Source organism: Sphingomonas aquatilis (genome assembly GCF_014196115.1).
Taxonomy (GTDB): Bacteria; Pseudomonadota; Alphaproteobacteria; order Sphingomonadales; family Sphingomonadaceae; genus Sphingomonas; species Sphingomonas aquatilis.
Window position 1 is genome coordinate 1 of record NZ_JACIDB010000009.1, and the last position, 23,502, is coordinate 23,502.

The following is a 23,502-nucleotide window of genomic DNA, read 5'->3' on the forward strand; positions in this document are numbered from 1 at the left end:
AAAATGGAGGTGACCATGACACCCGAAGCCTGCCGTAGAGGTTACCGTCTCACTTCTAAATTGCAGGAGAGTCTCATTTCCACGTTGCGCTTACAAGCACCTACACACCGTAAGATTGATAATATACATTATGTAAATTTCTGGTGATGATGCGGTACGAGGATCAGCGTATTTCCCTCAACCCGCCAGGATTTCAGCTTCGACAGGAAGTTCATGCCGAGGACGTCGGTGTCGCCGAACGCGGGCGATACGACCACCGGCAAATCACGCGCGACGATATCGCCGAGTTTCAGGTCTCGCACCGTCGCGCTCCGCGCCTGGATGCGCCCGTTCGCCGTATTGAGCACGATCGGGATCAGGCTGTCCCTCACGTCCAGCGACGCGGCGGCCGCGGTGTCCGTAGACAATGCCGTCAGGGTCGCGCCGCTATCGACGAGCATGCGCCGGTTCACGCCATCGATCGTCACTTTCGCCCAGAAATGCCCGTCGGCAGACATTCTGATGCGCGTTTCCTCGCCGACGACATTCTGGTCGTCCAATTTCAGCAGCCGCGTAACATATTGCAGATACGGATCGAACCGTTCACGCTCGGTGATCACCACCAACAGCAACCCCGCGATTACCGCCCAACTGACCAGCGACAGGACGACCCGCAATACCGGCACCCGCCGGGCGATCAGCGCCGAGATCGGCAGGATGAGCAGCAGCAGATAGATGACCGCCTGGCCGCCCGAGTCGAGGTTCATAGGACGAATTCTAATCCATCGTAGCCGGGTTCGACACCGGGCGGCAGATCGCGGACCAGCGTGGCGTAATCCATGCTCTGATCCATATGTATGAAGGCTGACCGTTTCGGCCGAAGCTCTGCGATCCAGTCGAGCACCTCCGGCACGTGCGGATGGGTCGGATGCGGCGCATAGCGGAGCGCATCGACGATCCAGACGTCGAGCCCCGTGTAGAGCGCGCGCATCGCCGGGGTCAGTTCGTGAAAGTCGGTGGCATATCCCACCACTGCGCCACCCGCTGAAAAGCGCAGGCCGGCCGAGGTGATATGACCGTGCGGCTGATCGACGACGTCGACCGTGATCGCACCGATCGTCAGCCTATCGGGCAACACGGCACTCTCCACCGTCGGCGGATAGCCCTGTCGGCCGGCGAAGACATAAGCAAACCGATCGCGGAGCGCGGTGAGCGTGCTCGTCCGCGCATAGCCCGGGACTGGTCGACGCATGGCGTGGAAAATCTGGCGAACGTCGTCGATGCCATGACAATGATCGGCATGATCGTGCGTCCACAGGATCGCGTCGACCGTCGACACATCCGCCGCGAGCAACTGTTCCCGCATGTCGGGGCCTGTGTCGACCAGGATACGCGTGTCGTCATGCTCGACGAGCAACGATACGCGCGTACGCCGGTTGCGTGGTTCGTTGGGGTCGCAGGCGCCCCAGTCGTTCCCGATCCGCGGCACGCCCGATGACGTGCCCGATCCGAGAATGCGAACCTTCACGCGCGCGCCTTATTGAACAACGTGAAGAAGTTATCTGCGGTCCGTGCGGCCAGCTCTTCGATCGCTTCGCCGCGCAGCTGGGCGAGGAAGGTCGCGGTGTCCGCGACGAAAGCAGGCTCGCCCTGTTTGCCGCGATGCGGCACCGGCGCCAGAAATGGAGCGTCGGTTTCGATCAGCAGCCGTTCGATCGGCAGCCGGGCCGCCGTCTCTTGCAGGTCGCGCGCATTCTTGAACGTTACGATCCCCGAGATCGAGATGTAGAACCCGAGCTCCAGCGCCGCATCGGCAAAGGCGCCGCTTGCGGTGAAACAGTGGATGACGCCCGTATAGGCCCCCTGCTTCATCTCATCGCGCAGGATCGCCAGTGTGTCCTCTTCCGCGTCACGGGTGTGGACGATGAGGGGAAGCCCTGTTTCGCGACACGCTCCGATATGACTCCGGAAGCTTGCCTGCTGGCGGGCACGATCGGAATGATCATAGTAATAATCGAGGCCGGATTCACCGATGCCGACGATGCGCGGATGCGCCGTTCGGTCGACGAGGCGCGCGATGTCAACGTCGGGATGCTGATCGGCCTCGTGCGGGTGGATGCCGATCGAAGCCCAGACGTCGGGTTCGCGCTCGGCTGTCGCGACCACCGCGTCCCATTCGCTTTCGCGCGTCGAGATGTTGAGCATCGCCCCAACCCCACGTGCTCGGGCGCGGGCGAGCACCTCACCCTGCTGCTCGAACACCCCTTTGTAATTGAGGTGGCAGTGGCTGTCGGCGAACATCATGCCGCGGCGGCAGGCAATTCGAGCCGTGGGAAGACCGGCGACGGCGGTGCGATCGTAAAGCCCGCGGCCTGCTGGCGGCCATACCAGCCATCGTCGTCGATCGCGGCATGGTCACGCTCGTCCGCGCCGAGCTGATCCAGCACCTTGCCAGCCGATTGCGGCACGACGGGCAGGATCGCAATCGCCAGCATCCGGATCGCCCGCACCAGCGTGCCTAGCACCGCATGCATCCGATCGGGATCGGTTTTGCGCAACGCCCAGGGGGCTTGCGCATCGATATACTGATTGCACGCGAAGACGCCGCGCATCCATGCCTCGATGCCCTGGCTCAGCATCAGATCGTCGAATGCCGTCCGCAGTCCGGCGCAGGCGACGACCATCTCCTCGACCAGCATCGCGTCCGCCGGATCGCTGCGCCCGGCATCCGGCAGCGCGCCATCCAGATTCTTGGCGATGAACGACAATGTGCGCTGCGCCAGATTGCCGAAGCTGTTGGCGAGCTCCGCATTGACGCGCGTCACGATCGCCTCAGCCGAATAGCTGCCGTCCTGCCCGAAGCTGACTTCGCGCAGCAGGAAATAGCGGACCGCATCGACCCCGAACGCATCGGTCAGTTCGTTGGGGCTGACGACGTTGCCGACCGATTTCGACATCTTCTCACCCCGGTGGAGCACGAAGCCGTGTGCGAACACCTGTTTCGGCAGCGGCAAATTCGCCGACATCAGGAATGCCGGCCAGTATACGGTGTGGAAGCGCGTGATGTCCTTGCCGATCAGATGCAGATCGGCGGGCCAGAAGCGTGCCATCATCTCGGAATCGTTCGGATAACCGGCACCAGTCAAGTAATTGGTCAGCGCATCGACCCACACATACATGACGTGGCCGGGGCTGTCCGGCACCGGCACCCCCCAGTCGAAGCTGGTCCGCGACACGGACAAATCCGACAGACCGCCCTCGACGAAGCGCATCACCTCGTTGCGGCGCGCCTCAGGGCGGATGAAATCGGGGTTGGCGGCGTACAGGTCGAGCAGCGGCTGCTGATATTTTGACAGGCGGAAGAACCACGTCTCTTCGGCGGTCCATTCGACGGGCGTACCCTGGGGGGACAGCTTGGCGCCCCCTTCCCCCTCGACCAGTTCCTTCTCGTCGTAGAAGGCCTCGTCGCGCACCGAATACCAGCCCTCATACCGATCGAGGTACAGGTCGCCGGCATCGCGCATCGCCTGCCAAATCGCTTGGCTGGCCGCGTAGTGATCGGGTTCGACGGTGCGGATGAATCGGTCGTATGAGACGTTGAGCGTGTCCGCCATCGCGCTGAAATGCGACGACATTTCGTCGGCGAAGGCGCGCACGTCGATGCCGCGGGTGCGCGCGGTCTGCGCCATCTTCAGCCCATGTTCGTCGGTGCCGGTCTGGAAGCGCACGTCGCGCCCCGCCTGCCGCTGGAAGCGTGCGATCGCATCCGCGGCAATCATCTCATAGGCATGGCCGATGTGCGGACGGCCGTTGGGGTAATGGATTGCGGTGGTGATGTAATAGGGATCGGCCATAGCGCGCTTCCCTAGTCGATCGATCCGGCGAGGTGAAGCGGCGTCAGCGCAGCCGCGCGACGATCGCCGCCATCTCGAACACCGTCGCCTGTGCATCGAGCGACAGGCCCATTGCTGCCCCGGCGAGGTCGCGCGCAGCAGCCTGAGCGTCGAGCGCGGTTTTCAGGCGCGTCCCCGCCCGCCCACGGGCTTCGCGCGCGATAATTGCCGGAACCCGATCGAGGAACACTTCGTAGCGCGCGGCATTCCCCTTCCCCGCCAAAGCCTTGGCAAGCGCTGACCGACGCGTGTTCATCGGATCGCCATCGGTGGCGATCGCGGCGATCGCATTGTCGAGGGCAGCAACGTCCAACCCCGCATAACGGATCGCACGTCCCGGCGAGCCCTCCCCCGCCGCGATCAACGTCCCGATCTCGTCGCTATCGGCATCGGGCAAAGCGTCGTGTAGCGCACGGCGCATGTCGGTTTCGTCGAGCGCGCCGAAGCGCAGGACCCGGCATCGCGAGCGGATCGTGGGGAGCAATCGTCCGGGAGCATGGCTCACCAGCAGGAACACCGTTCCCACCGGCGGTTCCTCCAGGTTCTTGAGCAGCGCATTTGCCCCGTTGCGCTCGAGATCGTCAGCCGCGTCGATAATGACGACCCGGCGCGCGCCCATCGACGGCGTCGTTGCGAACATCGGTTGCAGGCTGCGCACCTGCGCGATGCTGATCGACCGCGCGATGTCCTGATCGGGCTTGTCGGCATCCTTGGGCAGACGGCGCAGGATGCGTAGGTCGGGATGCGACCCGGCCTCCACCAAGGCGCGCGTGGGATGATCGTCGGGCACCGTCAGTCCCGGCGCGCTTACCCCGCTCACGCTCGCCTCGGCCAGCATGCGCAACGCCGCCATCTCGGCGAAGCGCGCCTTGCCGACGCCTTGCGGCCCGACCAGCAACCAGGCGTGATGCAGCACACCGCTGCGCACGGCGGCCGCGACGGCCTCCTGCGCCTCGGCATTACCGAACAACGCGGTCATCGCGGTTGCGCGATCAACCGAAGAACGAGGTCAGCCCAGCCCAGGCGCGACCAAAGAAGCCCGCCTGACCGACGTCCTTGTCCGCGACCAGCGGCAGGCGCTGCTCGGGCAGATCGGGCGACGTCACGACGAGGTCGGCGATATGCTGGCCCTTGGTGATCGGCGCCTTGATCGGACCTTCGTAGACGACCTTGGCGCTCATCTGCGGCACGGCGCCAGCGGGCAGCGTGACGGTCAGCTGGCGCGGCGCGACCAGACCGACGTTGCTGGAACTGCCCATCTGCACTTCCGCCGTCGACACCTGCTTACCCGCCGCGACGACGGGTTTTGCCTGCCAGGCGCGGAAGCCCCATTCCATGAAGCGCACCGATTCCTCGGCGCGATCCTTGGACGACGTCAGCCCCGCAACGACCATCACCAGACGCCGGCCGTTCTGCTCGGCAGACCCGGTGAAGCCGTAGCCGGCCTCTTCGGTATGGCCGGTCTTCAGGCCGTCGGCGCCGGCGACGCGGCCCAGCAAAGGATCGCGATTCGCCTGCGTGATGTCCGCCCCTGCCCCCAGCGTCTTGCCCCAGGTGAAGTTCGGCAGCGAGTAGAAGCGCTTATAGAGATCCGGGAAATCCTGGATCGTCGCGGTGGCCAGATGAGCGAGGTCGCGCGCGGTCACATAGGTGACGCCATTGTCCGGCCAGCCATTGGCGGTGCCGAAGTGACTGTTGGTGAGGCCAAGGCGCTTCGCCTGCGCATTCATCCGGTCTGTGAACGTTTGCTCGGTGCCCGAAATACCCTCGGCCAGCACGACGCAGGCGTCGTTGCCCGACAGCGTGACGATGCCCTTCAGCAGGTTCTGGACGCTGACGTTTTCGTTGGGCGACAGGAACATGGTCGATCCCGCCTGCGGCCCATGCCACTTCGCCCAGGTTTCGGGGCGGACGGTGATCATCTGGTCCAGCTTTAGCTCGCCCTTCTTGATCATGTCGAAGGCGACGTAGACCGTCATCATCTTCGCCATCGATGCGGGCGGCATGCGGCGGTCGGCGTCACGCTGATACAGGACAGCGCCCGACGACAGATCCTGCATGAAGGCGATCGGCGCGATGCCCTGGAACTGCGGCGCCGCAGCGACGGAAGGCATGGCGAGCGCGACGATGGCGAAGGGAGCGGCGATCAGCGGTTTCATGACGTCGGGTTCGGCTTTCGGCAGGGTAATAATGGTGGAATGGGTCAGGCATAGCGCCGCAACCGCGCCGCGTCAGCCCTCAACCGCGTCGGCGAGCAGGCCGACGGACAGCGCGTAGAAGTTCGAGCAATTGTAATCGAGGATCACACGGTAATTGCTGGTGAGCAGATAGGCGGTGGCATTGGGGCCATCCGGCTCGATCAGCGTCGCCTGCACGCTGTCCGCGGGCCAGCCCCTGCCCTGCGGCACGAGGCCGAGCGCACGCCATTCGGCCATCGTCCGCCACTGGCTGTGCCGCTCGAACACCCGCGGGCAGCGCGGTGAGACCATGCGCGTCGTCAGCGCGGCGCGGTCGAAGCCGGCGGGGACGCGCACCGCGATGCCCCAGGGCTGGCCCGGCCGCCAGCCGGCATTCTCGAAATAGTTGCCGATCGAGGCGAGCGTATCCGCCGGGCTGGTCCAGATATCCGCGCGCCCGTCGCCATCGCCGTCGCGGGCGAGGCGCAGATAGACCGAGGGCAGGAATTGAGGATTACCGGTGGCGCCTGCCCAGCTGCCCTTCAGCCGCTCGCGCGGGATGCCGCGGTCGAGGATTTTCAGGCCGGCGATGAATTCGCTGGCGAACAGCTCGCGCCGACGACCCTCATAGGCCAGCGTCGCCAGGCTGCGAAGCAGATCGAAATTGCCCGTGTAGGCGCCGTAATTCGTTTCATGCCCCCAGATCGCGACCATGATCGATTCGGGGACGCCCGTCTCCCGCTCGACACGGGCGAGGCGCGCTCGCTGCGCCTGATAGGTACTGCGCCCGCGGCCGATCCGCGCGGCATCGACGTGACTGATCCGATAGGGCGCGAACGGCGGCGTCGCGGTGCGACCCGGATTACCCGGCTGCGCGCGGTCGAGCTCGATCGTCCGCTCGCTGAGCGTCAGCGTCGGGAATACCTCGTCGACCGTGCGACGCGTGACACCCTCGGCCAGCGCCTGCGCGCGCAGCGTGCCGAGATAGGACTGGAAGCCCTGCTCGTCCTGCGCCGCGACCGGTCCGGCCGAAGCCATTGCCAGGATCGTCGCCATCAAACCGGCCTTCAGCCCGCGCGTCATCGGATGCCCCCACATGCCATCGGAGGTGCCACAGCCGGCATCCCGCGTGAACCTCCTATCGTCGCGGGGCTTGCACGGACAAGCGCGGTGCGCGTATTCGGGCGCTCCACACGGAGGGATGGCCGAGTGGTTTAAGGCAGCGGTCTTGAAAACCGCCGTAGGTGGAAGCCTACCGTGGGTTCGAATCCCACTCCCTCCGCCAAGGCTCCCCGGCCGAAACCGGGGAGGCAGCGGCGATTATTTTGCGGGCTGCGCCGGACCCATCAGCTTCTGCGCGAAATAGGTCATCTGCAGCGCCTGCAGGCGGGCGCCCTGTTCGATGTCGGCATCGCCCGAATGGCCGCCGGCGGTGTCCTCGTAGAACAGATACGGCAGGCCGTATTCCTTCAGGCGCGCGGCGAACTTGCGGGCATGCTGCGGGCCGACGCGGTCGTCCTTGGTCGTGGTCCAGATATAGGGTTCGGGATAGGCCACCCCCTTCTTGATATTCTGATAGGGCGAGATCGTGCGTAGGAACGCCTTTTCCGCCGGCACGTCGACCGAGCCATATTCGTCGACCCAGGACTTACCCGCCTCGATCTGTTCGTAGCGCATCATGTCGAGCAGCGGGACCTGGATCGTCACCGCCTTCCATAGGTCAGGGTGCTGGTTGAACTCGACGCCCATCAGCAGACCCCCGTTCGATCCGCCGTAGATGCCCAGCTCCTGCGGGCTGGTCAGCTTGCGCGCGAACAGGTCCTTCGCGACGCTGGCGAAATCGTCGTAGATGATCTGTCGCTTGGTTTTGCGGCCGGCATCGTGCCAGGCGGGACCGAATTCGCCGCCGCCACGGATGTTCGCGAGCACGTAGGAGCCGCCACGCTCCAGCCACAGCTTGCCGGTGATCGCCGAATAGGCGGGCAGCATGGGCAGCTCAAAGCCGCCATAGGCCGTCATGATCGTCGGCGTGCTGCCGTTGAGCGGAATGTCCTTATGGTGGACGATGAAATACGGGACCTTGGTGCCGTCGGTCGACGTCGCCTCATGCTGCTCGACCACCAGACCTGCCGAATCGAACTTGGGCGGCAGCGTCTTGACCGGCTTGCCGACGCTCGCCGTCGCGGCGTCGAGCGGCAGCAGCGTGGTCGGCGTCAGGAAGCCGGTGACGGTCATATAGCCGTGGTCGCTGCGATCGTCGGCACTGGCGACGCCGAGCGAGACGTTGTCCGGCAAGGCGATCGGCCGCGCGGTCCAGCCCGCCTTGCCCGGCGTGTAGACCGCCGCGCGACCGCGTACATTGTCGTTATAGATCAGGACGACATGGTCCTTGGTCGTCACCACTTCGTCCACCGATTGGCGCGGATTGGGCGCGAACAATATCGTCGGCGTCACCCGGCCGCTTTCGACCATGGCGAGCGGGGCCGAGGCGACCGAGCCGGCGGCAACGGCGCCCCAGGGATCGCTGGTTTGGAACAGCACCTGCCCGGCGACCATGCCGGCGGGGAAGGTACGCGCCGGAATGTCGAGCTTCTTCGTGCCCTCTGGCGTCCAGACATGCGTCTCGCCGCCGAAGAAGGTGGTGCGGCGTTCGATCGTGACCAGACGATGGCCCTGCCCGTCGGTCATCACGCCGGCATAGGTGCCCAGCTGATCGGTCGGCGCGCCGCGGAAGATTTCCTTGGCGGCATCCAGCGGTTGGCCGCGCTTCACCATCTTGACGACGAAGGGATAGCTCGATCCGGTCATCGTGCCGGCGCCCCAGTCGCGGCTGACGAGCAGCGTATCCTTGTCGAGCCAGCTCGCGCCCTGCTTCGACTTGGGTAGCGAGAAACCGCCGGGCACGAACTGTCCGGTCGCCAGGTCGAACTCGCGATAGCTGATCGCGTCCTCGCCGCCTTCGGACAATGCGACGAGGCAGAGGCGCTCTTCGGGATGGAGGCAGCTTGCGCCCTTCCACACCCACTTCTTGCCCTCGGCTTTCGACAGCGCGTCGAGATCGAGCGCGACGGTCCATTTGGGCTGCGGCGCTGCGTAATCCGCCTCGCTCGTCCAGCGCCAGATGCCCTGCGGGTGATCGGCGTCGCGCCAGAAATTGTAGATGCGGCCGAACAGCTGGTTCGGCATCGGAATGCGATCCTTCGCAGAGGCAATCGCCAGCGCGTCGGCGTAAAAGCCCTGGTAGCGCGGATCGTTCTGCAACCGGGGCAGCGTGCGGGCGTTTTCGGCCTCGACCCAGGCGAGCGGCTTGGCGCCGTCCTTGTCTTCCAGCCAGATATAGGGATCGGTATCGGTCACGGGCGTGCTCTGCGCGAAGGCGGAGGTCGCGGCAAGCATGGTGGAGGCGATCAGCAGCGTGCGGACGATCATCGGGGTGCAATCTCCCAGGGGTGCTACGAGCAGTGATGGACCGGTTGTGCCGGGCAATGGCCCCACGGGCAAGGCACCGGCACGCGAAAGCGGCGATGGCCTGCCCCTGCCCCGTCGCTTCGTGGCGATCGGGGCGATTTCGGCCGGCACCGCGCTGACGATCATTGATGGCGGCATCGCCACGGTCGCGCTGCCGACGATCGCGACGGACCTGCACGTCGGCAGCAGTGCGGTGGTGTCGGTGGTCACCGTCTACCAGCTGATCCTCGCGATGATGATCCTGCCCTTTGCGGGCCTCGGCGACCGGTTCGGGCTGAAGCGCACCTATCAGTTCGGGCAGCTGTTGTTCACCGTGGCGACAGTGCTGTGCTTCTTCGCCAAAAGCCTGCCGTTCCTGCTGGTGGTGCGAGCAGCGCAGGCGTTGGGCGCAGCGGCGGCGTTGAGCGTCTCGTCGGCGCTGATCCGCTCGATCTATCCCTCGTCGCAGCTCGGCCGGGGCCTCGGCATCAATTCGGTCGTCGTGTCGAGTTCGGCGGCGCTGGCACCGACGTTGGGCGGGCTGGTGCTGGGGATCGCGCCATGGCCGTGGGTGTTCGCAAGCGCGGTGCCCTTCGCGATCATCAGCCTGGTCCTCGGCCGCGCACTGCCTGCGCCGCAGCCGCGCAAGGAGCCGTTCGACGTACTCGGCGCGGTGATGTGCGCGAGCATGATCGGCCTGGTCATTTCCGGGGCGGAGAGCGCGGTACATGGCGACAGTCCGGTCGTCTCCGCCGCGATCGTCGGGGTCGGCGCGGCGATCGGCTGGGTGTTCATCCGCCGCGAGCGTGGCGAAGCCAAGCCCATCCTGCCGGTCGATCTGTTGGCGAAGCCCGTGATCGCGCTGTCGGCCATCGGCGCATACACCGCTTTCACCGCTTCGATGACGCTGCTGCTGTCGACGCCGTTCCGGCTGACGCACGGTTATGGCTGGAGCGCCGCCGCGGTGGGCGCGGCGATCGCGCCGTGGCCGCTGACCAACATGATCGTCGCGCCGCTGGCGGGCTGGCTGTCCGACCGCGTGCCCGCGGGGCTGCTCGGCGGCATCGGCATGGCGGTATCGATCGTCGCGTTGACGCTGATCGCGCTGCTGCCGGCGGACGCGACCTATGTCGATATCGCGTGGCGGATGGCGCTGTGCGGGTCTGGGTTCGGACTGTTCCTGCCGCCCAATGCGCGGCTGATCATCGGATCCGCCCCGCGCGAGCGGGCGGCGGCCGCAGGCGGGCTGGTCGGCACGGTGCGGCTGGTCGGCCAGACGACCGGCGCCACGCTGGTCGCGGCCCTGCTGGCGATGGGCGTGGGGGCGACATCGACGCCGCCGTTGGTCGCTGCGGGGCTGGCGCTGGTCGCGGGTCTGTGCAGCCTTGCGCGACTGCGCCCGTCGATCCGTAATCCGCGCAGTGACGAGGCGGAGGATGAGCAGCCGGGCACGCAGGTGTCGCGGTAGTTCGTGCAGTCCTCCCCCGCCAGGGGGAGGTGGCAGCGAAGCTGACGGAGGGGGAGGATGCAGCGGGCTTAGCGATTGCGGAAACGCCCCCTCCACCATTCGCTGGCGCGAACGGTCCCCCTCCCCCACTGAAGCGAGGGAGGAATTGTAGGCTCAGAACGCGGCTTGGGTCGCGGTGGGGCATTTACCCACATTCCGTCACCCCGGCCGAAGATCCGCGGTCCCGCTTATACACCCGATGCGCGGAAGCAGGGGGGGGGCGCGGGTTAAGCTCGGGGTGACGGGCGAGGTACGATCAGAACACCGCCCGGGCGGTGTCTTCGCCCATCATCTGCTGGCGGACGAGGGGGATGGCCGGGCCGCCGTAGCTGAGGAATTGATCGTGGAAGGCCTTCCACGCCTTTCGCCCGCCGCGGCTGGCGGTCCAGTCGTCGCGGAGCTTGCGGATCAGCAGCTTGCCCATCGTGTAATTGAGATAGGCGGGATCGTAGGTGCCGCGGGCCGCCTGTTGGCGCGCATTACCTTCGTCCTGATAGCATTGCTCGCGGAACATCTGGAGGCTCTGCGCCTGCGTCATGCCGCGTGCGTGCAGGCCGATGGCGGACAGGAAGCGGCAGTCGCGCAGCAGTGCGTTGCTGAGCTGGCCGATGTGCGTTTCGGGCTTGCCGTTGTCGATGCCGGCTTCCCACATCATCTCTTCGGCATAGTGCGCCCAGCCCTCGGCAAAGGCGTAGCCGACGAACAGGCGACCGATCGGCGATTTGGCCCGGTTCGAATGCAGGAACTGGAGGAAGTGGCCCGGCATCACCTCATGGATCGAGGTGAACAGCAGGTCCTTGCGCCCCGGCACGAAGGCATCCTGCGTTTTCTTGTCCCACGCCGGATCGGGCGGCGAGATATAATAGACCGACGGCACGTTCTTTTCGAACGGCCCGGCGGGATCGATATAGGCGGAATTCTGACGGTTGTAGGGCGGGCTTTCCTCGACCTTCGCCTCTTCGGTCCCGGGAATGGTAACGAGGTCGTGCTTGACGACGAAGGCGCGCAGCTCGGGGATCTGGCGGCGGGCTTCGGCGACCGGGCCATCGGGCGCCTTGTCGGCGTTCATCTTGTCGATGCACTGCGGGATCGTCTTGCCCTTCGCGTAAAGCGCGCAGGCAGCGGTAAGCGCGTTCTGGTTGCGCTTCAGATCGGCGCGGCCCGCCGCCTCGAGCTGGTCGAGCGAGGCATCGACGCCCTCGGTCGCACGGACCATCCGCTGGAAGCGATCGGCGCCGAGCGCGAAATCCTGAGTCGCGCTGCCGCGTTGCGACGCGAGCCACGTGCCGAGGCCGCGCATTGCCTCGCTGGCGGCGGCGGAGGCGGTCTTGAGCTGCTCCTGCAGCGTGGGATCGTCGACATCGGCGAAGGCCTTCACCGCGTCGCCGCCGTAATAATCGGCAAAGCCGTTGAAGCCGGCCACCCCGTAATTCACGAACGACAAGGGCATCGGCGTCTTCAGGTTCGCGCGGATGTTGCCGACCGCCGCCGGCACGCGTTGCAGGAAGGCGATCACCGCCTTCATCCGCGTCGGCGCATCGGCATAGGGCCGCGCGATATAGACGTTGGGGTCGAGGCCGCCGCCGACATAATAAGCCGGGTTGTTGTGCGGCTGGTCGGCGTCGTCGAGCCAGAACAGCTTGCCCTCCGCAACGCGCACCAGATAGTCGCGCTCGAACCGGTCCTGCGGCGATAGATCGGCGTCGCCGAACGCCTTGGCGCGGTCGATCGTCTGGTGCAGGAATTCGGACTGGCGCTTCAGTCCCGCCGCGCTCCAGTCGGGCAGCTGACCGTCGAAATCGTGGCGGCCTTCATACACCGCGAAGGCGGGATCGATCCGGAACCAGCTTTCGATGAAGCCGTCGCGAAAGCGCACCCAGTTGCTGGGCGTGGCGACGGGCTTCGGCGCGGGCGCGGTGGCCGCCTCGTTGGCGGCGGGCGCAGCGCCACGCGAACAGCCTGCCGATACCGTTGCCGCGATCGCCATCGCCAACAGGGATGCCCTGACCCTGACCGTCATATCCGTCTCCACTCCGCCATTCCGGCGCTTGTCGCGGCCGATCCTGACAGCCCGGACCCGATGGCGCCACCCCCTTCGGTCGCCGACGGCTATCCGGGCGGTTGCTCGGAAATGTGATCTAAGTTGCGGAACGGCCGCCCGATCCGCCTCGTTGGGGCAGCGCATTGCCTGAAAGGATGATCGCCATGCCCTATATCAAAACGCGCGACGGCACCGATATTTACGTCAAGGACTGGGGCTCGGGCCGGCCGGTGATCCTGATCCATGGCTGGCCGTTGTCGGCGGACAGCTGGGACCCGCAGATGATGGCGCTGGCGGACGCGGGCTTCCGCGCGATCGCCTATGACCGGCGTGGGTTCGGACGGTCGGGGCAGCCGTGGAGCGGCTATGATTACGACACGCTCGCCGACGATCTGGCCGACGTGATGGCCGCCACCGGCGCGGACAGCGACGCGACGCTGGTCGGCTTCTCGATGGGGGGTGGCGAGGTCGCGCGCTACATGAGCCGTCATGGCGGCAAGGGCGTGATCGCCGCCGCGCTGGTCGGATCGGTCGTCCCCTATATGCTGAAGACCGAGGACAATCCGAATGGCGTCGCCGAGGCGGATCTTGCCGAGATCGGCGAGAACATCCAGAAGGATCGGGCGCACTTCTTCCGCAGCACCTTCTTCAAGCAGTTCTTCGGTGTCGGTGTGATCAGCCATCCGGTGAGCGATGCGGTGCTGGATGCGGCGACGGCGACCGCGATGCAGGCGGGGCTGAAGCCGACGCTCGCCTGCGCCGAGGCGTTCGGCCACACCGATTTCCGCCCCGATCTCGGCGCCTTCCGCGTGCCGACGCTGATCATCCACGGCACGTCCGACGTGACGGTGCCGATCGATGCCACCGGTCGCGCCGCGGCCGAGGCGATCGCGGACAGCCAGCTGGTGGAATACGACGGCGCGCCGCACGGCCTGTTCGCCACGCATGGCGACCGGCTGACCAACGATCTGCTGACCTTCCTCGGGCGCTGACGCTACGGCTGGCGCCGGGCGAGATGCATCGGTAAGCAGTGCCGCGGGCGCCCGGGAGGTGCCCGCGGTTTTGAGTTGGGGAGCGTGATGACCGATCCAGAAATCTATCCGATCACCGGCGATTGGACGAACGCCAGCCTCGACGCCAAGGCCTATGCCGAGTTGTACGAAGCGGCGACGAGCAACCCCGGCGGCTTCTGGCTGGATCAGGCGACCAAGCGCCTCGACTGGACGCGCACGCCCACGATCGCCGGCGACTGGTCGTTCGCCGAGGCCAATTTCCACATCAAATGGTTCGCCGACGGCAAATTGAACGTCGCGGCCAATTGCATCGACCGGCATCTGGCCGCGCATGGCGACACGGTGGCGATCATCTGGGAACCCGACGTGCCGACCGAAGAGGCGCGGCACATCACCTATCGCGACCTGCATGCTGAGGTCTGCCGCTTCGCCAACGTGCTGAAGAGCCAGGGGGTTGGCAAGGGCGATCGCGTCACACTCTACATGCCGATGATCCCGGAGGCGGCGTATGCGGCGCTCGCCTGCGCGCGGATCGGCGCGATCCATTCGGTGGTGTTCGGGGGCTTCTCGGCGGACGCGCTGGCGGGCCGGATCGAGGATTGCGGATCGCGCATCGTCGTCACCGCCGACGAAGGCCGGCGCGGCGGCAAGCGGATCAAGCTGAAGGCCTGCGTTGACGAAGCAGCGGCGCGCGCGCCTAGCCTCGAAAAGGTCATCGTCGTCAAGGCGACGGGCGCCGATGTGCCGATGGGTGACCGCGACGTCTGGTATCACGACGCGGCGGCCGCGGTCGGCACCGACTGCCCGGCGGAAGAGATGGACGCCGAGGACCCGCTGTTCATTCTCTATACCAGCGGTTCGACCGGCAAGCCCAAGGGGGTGATGCACACCTCGGGCGGATATCTCCTGTGGGCGAGCCTCACCCATCAGATCGCGTTCGACTATAAGCCCGGCCAGATCTTTTGGTGCGCGGCCGATATCGGCTGGGTAACGGGCCACACCTACATCCTCTACGGCCCGCTCGCGAACCGGGCGACGACGGTGATGTTCGAAGGCCTGCCGACCTGGCCCGACGCCAGCCGCATCTGGCAGGTCGTCGACCGGCATAATGTCGACACGCTCTTCACCGCCCCCACGGCGCTGCGCGCGCTGATGAAGGAGGGCGACGATTTCGTCCGCAAGACCGACCGCAGTTCGCTGAAGGTGCTGGGATCGGTCGGCGAGCCGATCAATCCCGAGGCGTGGCGCTGGTATCACGACGTGGTCGGCGAAGGCCGTGCGCCGATCGTGGATGCCTGGTGGCAGACCGAAACGGGCGGGATAATGATCGCGCCGATTCCTGGCGCGGTGCCGATGAAGCCCGGCTCCGCCGCCAAACCCCTGCCGGGCGTGACGCTGCAACTGGTCGACGATCAGGGCAGCCCATTGGTCGGCGAAGCGCAGGGCAACCTCTGCATCACCGAAAGCTGGCCGGGGCAGATGCGCGGCGTGTGGGGCGATGCCGAGCGGTTCTTCCAGACCTATTTCACCACCTACAAGGGCAGCTATTTCACCGGAGACGGCTGCCGCCGCGACGCGGACGGTTATTACTGGATCACCGGCCGCGTCGATGACGTCATCAATGTCAGCGGCCATCGGATGGGCACTGCCGAGGTCGAGAGCGCGCTGGTGCTGCATGAGGCGGTGGCCGAGGCCGCGGTCGTCGGCATGCCGCATGACGTCAAGGGGCAGGGCATCTACGCCTATGTTACGCTGAACGCCGGCCGCGAGAGTTCGGACGAGCTGCACAAGGCGTTGGTCGCCTGGGTGCGGCAGGAGATCGGGCCGATCGCAACGCCCGATAAGCTCCAGTTCGCGCCTGCGCTTCCCAAGACGCGATCGGGCAAGATCATGCGCCGCATCCTGCGCAAGATCGCCGAGGGCGATGTGTCGAGCCTGGGGGATACGTCGACGCTAGCGGACCCGGCGGTGGTGGACGATCTGGTGGCGAACCGGGTGGATTGAGGCGGCGCGGTCGCCGAATCTTCCTCGTCACCCCGGACTTGTTCCGGGGTCCACTGGGCGGCGAGGGCAACGCTCGAGCCTCTTGTCATGCCCCTCGCCGCGGAGTGGACCCCGGAACAAGTCCGGGGTGACGGTGTGGGTGGGGCGACTGTAACGCTTCGTAACGCGCCTGCCGGTTGCCCCTCATGCCCTCGCCCTCTACGCATTTCCCGCAAAGGGAGACAGACGGATGGGCATCGCTAGCAGGATCGGCTGGATCGTCCTCGCACTGGTCGGGGCGGCGGCGCTGGCCGTGGTCGCGACCGCGCGGGGCGAGGCGGTGAACGCCATCTGGATCGTCGTCGCGGCAATCTCCGTCTATCTGATCGCCTATCGCTTCTACGCGCTCTATCTCGCCAAGATCGTCGGTATCGACCCCGCCCGCCCCACCCCGGCGGTGCGCCATCCCGACGGTCTCGATTTCGTCCCCACCGACCGGCGCGTGCTGTTCGGCCATCATTTCGCGGCGATCGCCGGCGCGGGGCCGCTCGTCGGGCCGGTGCTGGCGGCACAGATGGGCTATCTGCCCGGCATGCTGTGGCTGCTCGCCGGCGTCGTGCTGGTAGGGGCGGTGCAAGACTTCATGGTGCTGTTCCTGTCGATGCGGCGCGACGGGCGCTCGCTCGGCGAGCTGATCCGCATGGAAATGGGCGCGGTGCCGGGCACGATCGCGCTGTTTGGCGCCTTCATGATCATGGTGATCATCCTGGCGGTGCTGGCGCTGATCGTCGTCCGTGCGCTCGCCGGCAGCCCCTGGGGCCTGTTCACCGTCGCCGCCACCATCCCGCTCGCGCTGCTGATGGGCGTCTATACGCGCTGGATCCGGCCGGGGCGGATCGGCGAGGTGTCGCTGCTGGGACTGGTCGGCCTGATCCTTGCGATCGTCTACGGCCAGAATGTCGCAGAATCGGCGACGCTGGCGCCGTGGTTCACCTATACGCCCGTCCAGCTGTGCTGGATCCTGATTGGCTATGGTGCCATTGCTGCTCTGCTGCCGGTGTGGCTGTTGCTCGCGCCCCGCGATTACCTGTCGACCTTCCTCAAGATCGGCGCGATCGCTGCCCTGGCGATCGGCATCGTGGTGGTCGCCCCGCCGCTGCGTATGCCGGCGCTGACGCAGTTCATCGACGGCAGCGGGCCGGTGTGGTCGGGTTCGCTGTTCCCGTTCCTGTTCATCACGATCGCCTGCGGCGCGGTGTCGGGCTTTCACGCGCTCATCGCCAGCGGCACGACGCCCAAACTGATCGCGAGCGAGGGCGATGCCCGCTTCATCGGCTATGGCGCGATGCTGATGGAAAGCTTCGTCGCGATCATGGCTCTGGTCGCGGCATCGGTGATCGATCCGGGCGTCTATTTCACGATGAACAGCCCCGCCGCGGTCGTCGGCACCGATCCCGCCAGCGCGGCCGCCGCGGTCACCAAGATGGGCTTTGCCGTCAGTGCGGATACGATCGCCGCGACCGCGAAGGATGTCGGCGAAACGACGATCATCAGCCGCGCAGGCGGCGCGCCTACGTTGGCGGTCGGCATGGCGCATATCTTCAGCCGTCTGATCGGCGGGCGTGAGATGATGGCCTTCTGGTATCATTTCGCGATCCTGTTTGAGGCGCTGTTCATCCTGACCGCGGTCGACGCCGGCACCCGTGCCGGGCGTTTCATGTTGCAGGATCTGATCGGGCTGGCGGTGCCGAGCTTCCGTAACGCGACATCCATCGTGCCGGGGCTGATCGGCACGGGTCTGTGCGTCGCGGCCTGGGGGTTCTTCCTCTATCAAGGGGTCACCGATCCCCTGGGCGGCGTGAACACGCTGTGGCCACTGTTCGGGATTTCGAACCAGATGCTCGCGGCGGTCGCGCTGACGCTGGCGACGGTCGTGCTGTTCCGCATGAAGCGGCAGCGCTACGCCTGGGTCACGATCCTGCCCGCGAGCTGGCTGGTGCTATGCACCGTCACCGCCAGCCTGATGAAGTTGTTCGCGTCCGATCCGCGCGTGGGCTTCCTCGCCCATGCCAGCCGCTTCGCCGATGCGGCAGCGCGCGGCGAGGTGCTGGCGCCGGCGAAGTCGCTGGCCGAGATGCAGCGGATCGTGATGAACGACCGGATCGACGCGGCGCTGTGCGCGCTGTTCCTGGCGGTGGTCGTTTCGATCGTGGCATATGGCGTTCGCACGTGCCTGGCGGCGCGACGGATCGACGCGCCCTCGGTCAGCGAACTTCCGGCGACCGCGGGAGCGGTGGCGTGACGATTACCCGCACAATCCGGACGCTCCGCGATGCGCTGCACCTGCTGGTGGGCATGCCATCCTACGAGACATACCGGGCGCATATGGCGGAGGCGCATCCGGACCGGCCGATCATGAGCAAAAGCGCGTTCTTTCGCGACCGGCAGCAGGCCCGGTACGGCGGGCGCAACGGCGGGCGTTGCTGCTGACGCGCAGCGAAGGTTTCGGCCATGACGCTGCCGGCGGTCAGCCGAGCAGCAGGAACGTCACCGCACATATCGAAGCCGCCATGCCGCTGGCGCAGCACAGGATCCCAAATCCGCATTGGCACAAGGTCGGTTGATACCGGTCCATAGCACCTCTCCTGTCGATCGCGTCGTTGCGCGACCAACGGAGGGTAACATGGACCGGATCGGAAGGAAATAGCCCGGATTGTGCGTCAGGTAGCCGGCGCTTCCTGCGCGTCGAGCTCGGCGGACAGTTTCGCGAACAGCACCGACAGCTGCGCCTGCTCGTCGTCGGTCAGCGCTCCGAACACGCTGCCGATCAGCTCCTGCCGCAGCGGTTCGGTCTCGCCCAGCACGCGCCCGCCCGCTTCGGTGATCGAGATCTGCTTGACGCGGCGATCGTGCGGATGCGGTCGCCGGACGACGAGGCCGTCGCGCTCCAGCCCGTCGATCGCCTCGGTCACCGTGCGCGGCGCCTGATCGAAGAAATCCGCGATGTCCGCCGCGCGGGACGGGCCGCGCCGGTCGAGGAACAGCAGCAATTTCGTGCGTGCCAGCGACGCACCCTGCTCCGCGAGGCGTTTGTTCATCATCCGATGCATGCGCAGGAACAGGCTGAACAGGTCGGAGGCGAGGTTTTCGGTGCAGGCCATATATGAGGACCCTCATTAAATGGTCTTGCGCTATGCTGCAAGTGCGAGCATGAGGGCGCCTCACGCAGTCTGAAAAGATGAAGAGCATGGCAGACCACGAGCAGACGCAGGACGATCATTCCGACTCGCAGGACGATGCAGAAACAGAGAAGCCGTCGCCGCTGAAGAACCCACGGGTGCGGATCATCCTGTTGCTGGTCCTCGCCGCCGCGGTGATCGGCGGCGTGCTGTGGTATGTCCGCTACCAGAGCGTGGGCAAGTTCATGCAGGCGACCGACGACGCCTATATCCAGGCGGATGCGGTCACGATCGCGCCCAAGGTGTCGGGCTATGTCGACCAGGTGTTCGTCGCCGATAATCAGGCGGTTAAGGCCGGGCAGCCGCTGCTGCGCATCGATGCCCGCGACTATCGCGCCCAGGCCGCGCAGGTCGAGGCTCAAATCGATGTCGCGCGGGCGAATGCGGAGGGCGTGCGCGCCCAGATCCGCGAACAGCAGGCAGCCATCACCAAGGCGCAGGCCGATCTGACTGCAGCGCGCAGCGATGCCGCCTTCGCCCATGCCGAAGTGGCCCGCTATCAGCCGCTGGCGGCGTCCGGTGCGGAGACTCGCGAGCGTTTGTCGCAGCTGCAAAACCAGGCGCGCCAGGCCGATTCGCAGGTTGCGGCCGCACAGGCGGCGCTGACCAGCGCCAATCGCCGCGTGGGCACGCTGCAGGCGCAGGTGCAGCAGGCGCGCGCCCAGGGCGAAGCGAGCCGGGCCCAGCTGACCGCGGCCAACGTCAACCTCGGGGCGACCGTGCTGCGCGCCAGCATCGACGGCCGCGTCGGCGACAAGACGGTACGCGTCGGCCAGTTCGCGCAGGCCGGCACGCGCCTGATGTCGATCGTCCCCGTCAAGCAGCTGTACGTCGAGGCGAACTTCAAGGAAACGCAGCTTGGCCTGATGCGGGTCGGCCAGCCGGTGACGCTGGAGGTCGATGCGCTGCCGGGGGTCGAGATCAAGGGGCACGTGCAGAGCGTGTCGCCGGGCACGGGCGCGCAATTCTCGCTGCTGCCGCCGCAGAATGCGACGGGCAACTTCACCAAGATCGTCCAGCGCATCCCCGTCCGCATCGCGATCGATGCCGGCCCCGAAACGCGCGCCCTGCTCGTCCCCGGAATGTCCGCGGACGTGACGGTCGACACGCGCTCGGCCAAGGGTGCCGTGAAGCGCATCCGCGAAGAGCAGGACCAGCATAACGAACGCCGGGCGCAATGAGCAGCGCGGCGCTCCCCGCCGACACGGCGCCGCCAAAGCGGGACGCCGACGCGCCGCCGGAGCGGGCCGACCTCGGCGCGTGGCTGGCGGTGGCGGCGGGCAGCCTCGGCGCGCTGATGGCGACGCTCGACATCTCGATCGTCAATTCGGCGCTCCCCGTCATCCAGGGCGAGATCGGTGCGAGCGGGACCGAGGGCACGTGGATCGCCACATCCTACCTCGTCGCCGAGATCATCATCATTCCGCTTGCCGCCTGGCTAGAGCGGGTGCTGGGCTTGCGCACCTTCCTGCTGATCGCCTCGATCCTGTTCACCGGCTTTTCGGTGGTGTGCGGCCTGTCGACGTCGCTCGGCATGATGATCGTCGGCCGCGCCGGGCAAGGCATCACCGGTGGCGCGCTAGTCCCCACCGCAATGACGATCATCGCGACGCGCCTACCGCGTTCACAGCAGCCGATCGGCACCGCCTTGTTCGGCGTCACTGCCATTTTGGGGCCCGTGCTCGGGCCGTTGATCGGCGGCTATCTGACGGAAAATGTCAGCTGGCATTACGCCTTCTTCCTCAACGTGCCGGTCGGCGCGGTGCTGCTCCTGCTGCTGCTCGTCGGCCTGCCGCACCAGAAGGCACATCTGGAGGAGCTGAAGAAGGCCGACTGGCTCGGTATCGCCGGCTTGGCGCTCGGGCTCGGCGGCCTCACGGTCGTGCTGGAAGAGGGGCAGCGCGAACAATGGTTTCAGTCGGCGCTCATCATCAAGCTGACCGCGCTGACGGTGCTCGGCCTCGTCATGCTGATTGCAGGCCAATTCGTCGCCAAGAACCCGGTAATCAAGCTGCGCCTGTTGCTGGACCGCCAGTTCGGCAGCGTCGTGACGATGGGCCTGGTGCTCGGCATGATGCTGTACGGCAGCAGCTACGTGATCCCGCAATTCCTCGCGGCGATCGCGGATTATAACGCGCTGCAATCGGGCAAGGTCGTGCTGCTCAGCGGCATCCCCAGCCTGCTAATGATGCCGCTGGTGCCGATCATGATCCGGCGTCTCGACATCCGGCTAGCGGTGGCGTCGGGCCTGCTGCTGATGGCGATGAGCTGTCACCTCGACACGACGCTGACGGCGGACTCGGTGGGCAGCGCCTTCACCGATTCCCAGCTGTTGCGCGGTGTCGGCACGGTGCTGGGCTTCGTGTTCCTCAACCAGGCGGCGATCGCGTCGGTCAAACCATCGGAGGCAGGCGATGCCGCGGGGCTGTTCAGCGCAGCGCGCAACATCGGCGGGTCGTTTGCGCTCGCCGGCATCGCGACGTTGCAGGATCAGCGCAGCTACCTGCATGCGCGCCGGATCGACGAAACGCTGAACGCTAACTCGATCGACCTGCAATCCTACCTTGCCGCCACCGGGCGGGCGCTGGGCGATCCCGCCGCGGCGCTCAGGGCGCTTGGCGGCACGATCCAGCGCGAGGCGCTGGTGATGACGTATAATGATCTGTTCTGGCTGCTGTCGGTCGGCATCTGCTGTGTCGTGCCGCTGGTCCTGTTCCTGCGCCCCCTGCCGCAAGGCAAGATGGCGGCGATGCATTGAGGCGATTGATGCGTACCCTCCCCCTTCTCGTCCCGGCGCTACTGCTTGGCGCCTGCACCGTCGGTCCCAATTATGCAGGCCCGCCGAAGACGCTCGCCGATGCGACCGGCACCACCGGCTTCAAGCGGGCGGGGCCTGCCACCACCACCGCGGCGCCGGCCGTTGCCGATTGGTGGACGCAGCTGAACGACCCCACGCTGACCGCGCTCGAGCAACAGGCGCTGGCGGGCAATCCCACTATCGCAGTGGCGGAAGCGCGGCTGCGTCAGGCCCGCGCAGGGCTGCGGCTGCAACGCGCCAATCAGGCACCCAGCGCGAACGCCTCGGCCGTCTATGCGCATGCCCGTATCCCCGGCATCGACCTGACGGGTAAGGGCGATACCGGCGCGAGTGCGGTCGATCTGTACAATCTCGGCTTCGATGCGAGTTGGGAGGTCGATCTGTTCGGCGGCCAGCGCCGACAGGTCGAAGCGGCCCGTGCGCAGGCGCAAGCGGCGGAGGCCAATGTCGCCGATGCGCAGGTCAGCCTGACCGCCGATGTCGCCAACGCCTATGTCGCGCTGCGCGATCGGCAGCAGCGGATCGCTTTGTCGCGCCGTTCGGCCGAGATGCAGCAGCGCATGCTCGACCTCACCCGCCAGCGGTTCGATCAGGGCGCCGCCTCCGCGCTCGACGTGGAGCGGCTGACCGGGCAGCTCGAGGCGACCAATGGGCAGATCGTGCCATTGCAGGCCGAACTCGAAAGCTATCTCAACGCGCTGGCCGTGCTGACGGGGCGGGAACCGGGCGCGCTCGATGCCCAGCTGACGGCGTCCGCACCGGTGCCGCTGCCGCCCGCGTCGGTGGCGGTCGGCGATCCCGCCGCGCTGCTGCAACGCCGCCCCGATATCCGCGCCGCCGAACGCCAGCTCGCGCAGCGTACGGCGCAGGTCGGCATCGCCGATGCCGCGCGCTTTCCCCGGCTCAACATTCTGGGCCTCATCGGCCTCGGCGGCACGCGCCTGTCGGACATTAGCCCGGACAAGCTGCTCGGCATAGCCGCACCGATGCTGCAATGGAATTTCCTCGATTTCGGCCGCGGCCGGGCGCGTGTCGATCAGGCCAAGGGCCAGCGGGACGAGGCGGAGGCGCAGTATCGGGGCGCGGTGCTCGGGGCGCTGCGCGACGCGGAGGATTCGCTGTCACGCTTCGGCCGCCGTCGCGAAACGGTGGCGAGCCTGATGCGGAGCAAGGCCAGCGCCGATCGCGCGGCGGGGCTGATGCAGCAGCGGTTCCGGGCCGGCACCGCGACGCTGATCGACACGCTGGATGCGGAACGCCAGCGCGTCGCGGCAGAGCAGAATCTGTCGGCGGGCGTTGCGGCGCTCACCGGCGATTACGTCTCGCTGCAAAAGGCGCTGGGCCTCGGCTGGGCGCCGGTGCCGCCGGTCGAAAGCCGGTCCGCGCGATAACTGCGGCCCCGGCC

The 23,502-nt window shown here is 66.6% G+C and carries 18 protein-coding genes and 1 tRNA gene; 9 read left to right on the top strand and 10 right to left on the bottom strand.

What is annotated here, in order from left to right:
* Window positions 1–128: 128 nt before the first annotated feature.
* From GGR47_RS15500 to GGR47_RS15530, 7 genes are all read right to left on the bottom strand, one after another.
* Window positions 129–746 carry a retropepsin-like aspartic protease family protein gene (locus tag GGR47_RS15500; protein WP_043059328.1) on the bottom strand — a complete coding sequence of 206 codons (618 nt, stop codon included), beginning with the start codon at window positions 744–746 and terminating at the stop codon, window positions 129–131.
* On the bottom strand, window positions 743–1,507 hold the full coding sequence (locus tag GGR47_RS15505; RefSeq protein WP_167509759.1) for an MBL fold metallo-hydrolase: 765 nt from the start codon (window positions 1,505–1,507) through the stop codon (window positions 743–745). The genes GGR47_RS15500 and GGR47_RS15505 overlap by 4 nt, the downstream gene beginning before the upstream one ends.
* Entirely contained in the window at window positions 1,504–2,280 is a 777-nt protein-coding gene (locus GGR47_RS15510) for a TatD family hydrolase (protein ID WP_147036620.1), read from the bottom strand. Before GGR47_RS15510 ends, GGR47_RS15505 begins: the two co-directional genes overlap by 4 nt.
* Window positions 2,280–3,833, bottom strand: coding sequence for a methionine--tRNA ligase (metG, locus tag GGR47_RS15515; RefSeq protein ID WP_147036610.1), 1,554 nt, complete (start codon window positions 3,831–3,833; stop codon window positions 2,280–2,282). The genes GGR47_RS15510 and metG overlap by 1 nt, the downstream gene beginning before the upstream one ends.
* 43 nt (window positions 3,834–3,876) lie before the next feature.
* Entirely contained in the window at window positions 3,877–4,851 is a 975-nt protein-coding gene (locus GGR47_RS15520; protein ID WP_147036611.1) for a DNA polymerase III subunit delta', read from the bottom strand.
* A 13-nt stretch (window positions 4,852–4,864) separates the two neighbouring features.
* Window positions 4,865–6,031, bottom strand: coding sequence for a D-alanyl-D-alanine carboxypeptidase family protein (locus tag GGR47_RS15525; protein WP_147036612.1), 1,167 nt, complete (start codon window positions 6,029–6,031; stop codon window positions 4,865–4,867).
* Window positions 6,032–6,103: 72 nt separating this feature from the next.
* Window positions 6,104–7,132, bottom strand: coding sequence for a lytic murein transglycosylase (locus tag GGR47_RS15530; RefSeq protein ID WP_371859740.1), 1,029 nt, complete (start codon window positions 7,130–7,132; stop codon window positions 6,104–6,106).
* 112 nt (window positions 7,133–7,244) lie between these two features.
* Here GGR47_RS15530 and GGR47_RS15535 point away from each other — a divergent pair.
* Window positions 7,245–7,334, top strand: a tRNA-Ser gene (locus GGR47_RS15535).
* A gap of 35 nt (window positions 7,335–7,369) precedes the next feature.
* Here the strand turns inward: GGR47_RS15535 and GGR47_RS15540 are convergent.
* Window positions 7,370–9,478, bottom strand: coding sequence for a prolyl oligopeptidase family serine peptidase (locus tag GGR47_RS15540; protein WP_063689245.1), 2,109 nt, complete (start codon window positions 9,476–9,478; stop codon window positions 7,370–7,372).
* Window positions 9,479–9,524: 46 nt separating this feature from the next.
* Here GGR47_RS15540 and GGR47_RS15545 point away from each other — a divergent pair, with 46 nt between their 5' ends.
* A complete protein-coding gene (locus GGR47_RS15545; RefSeq protein ID WP_063689242.1) occupies window positions 9,525–10,964 on the top strand; it encodes an MFS transporter in 1,440 nt (479 codons plus the stop codon).
* 295 nt (window positions 10,965–11,259) lie between these two features.
* Here GGR47_RS15545 and GGR47_RS15550 read toward each other — a convergent pair whose 3' ends face one another.
* Window positions 11,260–12,990 (bottom strand): DUF885 domain-containing protein, encoded by a 1,731-nt coding sequence (locus GGR47_RS15550; RefSeq protein ID WP_147036621.1) that lies wholly within the window; start codon window positions 12,988–12,990, stop codon window positions 11,260–11,262.
* A gap of 218 nt (window positions 12,991–13,208) precedes the next feature.
* On the opposite strand from GGR47_RS15550, the gene GGR47_RS15555 reads away from it, so the two are divergent.
* The 4 genes from GGR47_RS15555 to GGR47_RS15570 all read left to right on the top strand — a co-directional run bounded on the left by GGR47_RS15555 (window position 13,209) and on the right by GGR47_RS15570 (window position 18,530).
* The gene (locus GGR47_RS15555; protein WP_147036614.1) at window positions 13,209–14,036 is read left to right on the top strand and encodes an alpha/beta fold hydrolase; all 828 of its coding nucleotides are present in this window, start codon (window positions 13,209–13,211) and stop codon (window positions 14,034–14,036) included.
* 87 nt (window positions 14,037–14,123) lie between these two features.
* Entirely contained in the window at window positions 14,124–16,061 is a 1,938-nt protein-coding gene (acs, locus tag GGR47_RS15560) for an acetate--CoA ligase (protein WP_147036615.1), read from the top strand.
* A gap of 229 nt (window positions 16,062–16,290) precedes the next feature.
* Window positions 16,291–18,342 carry a carbon starvation CstA family protein gene (locus tag GGR47_RS15565; protein ID WP_147036616.1) on the top strand — a complete coding sequence of 684 codons (2,052 nt, stop codon included), beginning with the start codon at window positions 16,291–16,293 and terminating at the stop codon, window positions 18,340–18,342.
* Complete coding sequence (locus GGR47_RS15570) at window positions 18,339–18,530, top strand: YbdD/YjiX family protein (protein ID WP_147036617.1); 192 nt, start codon at window positions 18,339–18,341, stop codon at window positions 18,528–18,530. The genes GGR47_RS15565 and GGR47_RS15570 overlap by 4 nt, the downstream gene beginning before the upstream one ends.
* Before the next feature lie 230 nt (window positions 18,531–18,760).
* Here the strand turns inward: GGR47_RS15570 and GGR47_RS15575 are convergent, their stop codons facing one another.
* A complete protein-coding gene (locus tag GGR47_RS15575) occupies window positions 18,761–19,201 on the bottom strand; it encodes a MarR family winged helix-turn-helix transcriptional regulator (protein ID WP_147036618.1) in 441 nt (146 codons plus the stop codon).
* 86 nt (window positions 19,202–19,287) lie between these two features.
* Between GGR47_RS15575 and GGR47_RS15580 the strand changes: the two genes are divergently transcribed.
* The 3 genes from GGR47_RS15580 to GGR47_RS15590 are packed head-to-tail and all read left to right on the top strand — an operon-like array spanning window position 19,288 to window position 23,488.
* Window positions 19,288–20,460, top strand: coding sequence for an HlyD family secretion protein (locus GGR47_RS15580; RefSeq protein WP_020486497.1), 1,173 nt, complete (start codon window positions 19,288–19,290; stop codon window positions 20,458–20,460).
* Window positions 20,457–22,037 carry an MDR family MFS transporter gene (locus GGR47_RS15585; RefSeq protein WP_183949588.1) on the top strand — a complete coding sequence of 527 codons (1,581 nt, stop codon included), beginning with the start codon at window positions 20,457–20,459 and terminating at the stop codon, window positions 22,035–22,037. Before GGR47_RS15580 ends, GGR47_RS15585 begins: the two co-directional genes overlap by 4 nt.
* Window positions 22,038–22,045: 8 nt before the next feature.
* Window positions 22,046–23,488: an efflux transporter outer membrane subunit gene (locus GGR47_RS15590; RefSeq protein WP_147035028.1), complete on the top strand. Its 1,443-nt coding sequence runs from the start codon at window positions 22,046–22,048 to the stop codon at window positions 23,486–23,488.
* Window positions 23,489–23,502 lie beyond the last annotated feature (14 nt).